This is a genomic window from Sphingorhabdus sp., assembly GCF_046596595.1.
GTDB lineage: Bacteria > Pseudomonadota > Alphaproteobacteria > Sphingomonadales > Sphingomonadaceae > Sphingorhabdus_B.
Genome location: NZ_JBKJMB010000126.1, coordinates 1 through 3,089 on the forward strand (window position 1 = coordinate 1; position 3,089 = coordinate 3,089).

Annotated in this window: 4 protein-coding genes; all 4 read left to right on the forward strand. The window is 56.9% G+C overall.

Features of this window, described 5'->3' with window-relative positions:
- Positions 1-142: 50S ribosomal protein L35 (locus tag ACLL9E_RS12945; RefSeq protein ID WP_411292155.1), on the forward strand; the 142-nt coding region annotated here is incomplete at its 5' end.
- Between the two features lie 35 nt (positions 143-177).
- Entirely contained in the window at positions 178-543 is a 366-nt protein-coding gene (rplT, locus tag ACLL9E_RS12950) for a 50S ribosomal protein L20 (protein WP_411292153.1), read from the forward strand.
- Positions 544-729: 186 nt separating this feature from the next.
- Positions 730-1,809, forward strand: coding sequence for a phenylalanine--tRNA ligase subunit alpha (gene pheS, locus ACLL9E_RS12955; protein WP_411292156.1), 1,080 nt, complete (start codon positions 730-732; stop codon positions 1,807-1,809).
- Positions 1,806-3,089: phenylalanine--tRNA ligase subunit beta (gene pheT / locus ACLL9E_RS12960; RefSeq protein ID WP_411292154.1), on the forward strand; the 1,284-nt coding region annotated here is incomplete at its 3' end. The genes pheS and pheT, both read left to right, overlap by 4 nt.

Consider the following 3,089-nt stretch of genomic DNA (forward strand, 5'->3'; position numbering starts at 1 on the left):
CAAGATCAAACATGGCGTCGTTGGAAAACGGCACCGTTTGAGCAGCCATAATGCCAAGTATATCCGCCAAAACCGTGGCACCAGCGTGATCTCTGATCCCGATGCCAAGACAATCAAAAAATGGGCGCCTTACGGTCTGTAAGACCTGCGTACTTTTTTACCTAAAGGATATAGATTATGGCACGCGTCAAACGTGGTGTGACCACCAAAGCAAAACATAAAAGAATTTTAGAGCAGGCGAAGGGCTATTATGGCCGTCGCAAGAATACGATCCGCGTCGCACGTCAGGCCGTCGAAAAGGCCGGCCAATATGCGTATCGTGACCGTAAGGTAAATAAGCGCAATTTCCGCGCATTGTGGATCCAGCGCATCAACGCCGCTGTCCGCGCCGAAGGCATGACCTATGGCGTATTCATGCACGGCTTGAAGCTTGCTGGCGTTGAACTGGACCGCAAGGTTCTTGCGGATCTCGCAATGAACGAAGGCGCCATGTTTAGCACGATCATTGCGCAGTCGAAGTCGGCGCTGTCCAAGGCAGCTTAACCCTAACTTCGAAACATGCGCAAAAGGGCGTGAACGGTACTTGCCGTTCGCGCCCTTTTGCTTATTCAGAACGAAAGACCGTGCTTCATCATCCAAATTGGCATTGAGCCAATGCGGGGGCACAAAACAATACGTAAATTGAGCGGCGGGCACAAGATTCCCGCCTTCGCGGGAATGACGAAGATTATGGATATTGCGACGCTCCAGACCGAACTGATGGCTGCTATTGATGCAGCGGAAACGATTGATGCGCTGGAAGCTGTCCGGATCGGCGCGCTTGGAAAACAGGGGAGCGTTTCTGCGCTGCTGAAAACCATGGGCGGCATGTCGCCTGAGGAACGACAGACGCAAGGACCCATCATCAACGGACTGCGTGAAAGCGTCGCGGCGGCGCTCACGACGAAAAAGGCCGAACTCGAAACAGTCGAATTGAATCGCCGTCTGGCCACCGAGCGCGTGGACATGACCTTACCTGCGCCTGAGACACCACGCGGAACGGTACATCCTGTCAGCCAGGTGATGGACGAACTAGCCGAAATCTTTGCCGACATGGGCTTTGCCGTAGCTGAAGGCCCCGAGATCGAAGACGACTGGCACAATTTCACTGCGCTCAATATCCCCGAGACGCATCCGGCACGCGCGATGCACGACACCTTTTATTTCCCCGACGAAATGGCGCGTAACGGCCATAAGATGGTGCTGCGCACGCACACATCGCCTGTGCAAATCCGCACCATGACGTCACAGGAACCGCCCATCCGGATCATCGCGCCTGGCCGCGTATACCGCAGCGATAGCGATGCGACGCATACGCCGATGTTCCACCAGATCGAGGGCCTTGTCATCGACAAGGGCATTCATCTTGGGCATTTGAAATGGACGCTGGAGACATTTTTGAAAGCCTATTTCGAACGTGAAGACGTCGTACTTCGCCTGCGGCCTAGCTATTTCCCGTTTACCGAGCCGTCGGTCGAAGTCGATGTGGGCTATTCGGTCGTAAACGGGAAACGCGTCATCGGCGGGTCCGAAGGCTGGATGGAAGTGCTTGGCTCCGGCATGGTCCACCGCAAGGTTATCGAAGCGTGCGGGCTTGATCCAGATGTCTGGCAGGGCTTTGCCTTTGGAACTGGCGTCGACCGCCTGGCAATGCTGAAATACGGCATGGATGATTTACGCGCTTTCTTCGACGGCGATAATCGCTGGCTTCAGCATTACGGGTTCAATGCACTTGATGTTCCGACATTGAGCGGAGGCGTGGGCGCATGAAATTCTCCTTATCCTGGTTGAAAGAACATCTCGATACCGACGCCGATATCCATGCTGTGGCTGATTGCCTGAATCGCATTGGTCTGGAAGTCGAAGGGATTGAAAATCCCGCCGACGCCTTGTCGGCTTTCCGCATTGCCAAGGTCTTGAGCGCTGCGCCTCATCCACAGGCAGACAAGTTGCAGGTACTCACGGTCGATGCCGGCGGCGAACCGCTTCAGGTCGTGTGCGGCGCGCCAAATGCCCGCGCAGGAATGCTTGGCGTATTTGGTCCTGCAGGCGCCGTGGTGCCTTCGAACGGCATGGTGCTCAAGGTTGCGGCCATCCGCGGCGTCGAATCCAACGGCATGATGTGCTCGATTGCCGAACTTGAGCTTGGCGATGACCATGATGGCATTATCGAACTTTCGGGCGACGCACCGGTCGGGCAAGTCTATGCCGACTGGGCTGGTCTTGACGACCCCGTCATCGACGTCAGCATCACACCCAACCGTCAGGATTGCATGGGCGTGCGCGGCATTGCGCGCGATCTGGCCGCGGCCAGGCTGGGTACGCTTCGTGCCTTGACCGAGGTCTACCGCATGGACTTCACCACGCCAGCGGAGGGAACCGAAGCCGCGCCCAACGTGCGGACCGACGACACCGAAGGCTGCCCTGCCTTTTATGCGCAGTCGGTTTCGGGCGTCCGCAATGGCGACTCCCCTGAATGGATGCGCAGCAAGTTGAAGGCGATAGGGCAGAAACCGATATCGCTGCTTGTCGATATCACCAATTTCCTGTCAATCGACCTTGGCCGGCCACTTCACGTCTATGACCGTGCCAAGCTTGCAGGCACGCTGGTCGCGCGCAAGGCGAATGATGGCGAACAAATTGCCGCACTGAACGGAAAAACCTACACGCTCAATGCAGGCATGACCGTTATTGCCGACGATGCGATGGTGCACGACATTGGCGGCATCATGGGCGGCGAGCACAGCGGCGTTTCGGCGGAGACAACCGATGTGCTGATCGAGTGCGCCTTTTTCGACCCGGAACATATTGCACGGACGGGTCAAAAGCTCGCATTGACCAGCGATGCGCGCCAACGTTTTGAACGCGGCGTCGATCCGGCCTTTCTGGATCAGGGCCTCGCCATCGCGACAAAGCTAGTGCTTGAGCACGCAGGCGGGACGGCAAGTGCGATCACACGATCGGGCCAAGCGCCAGTTGCGCCGCGCAACATTTCATATGACACCGATTATTGTCGGCGACTTGGCGGGGTGGACGTATCCCCTGAAGAG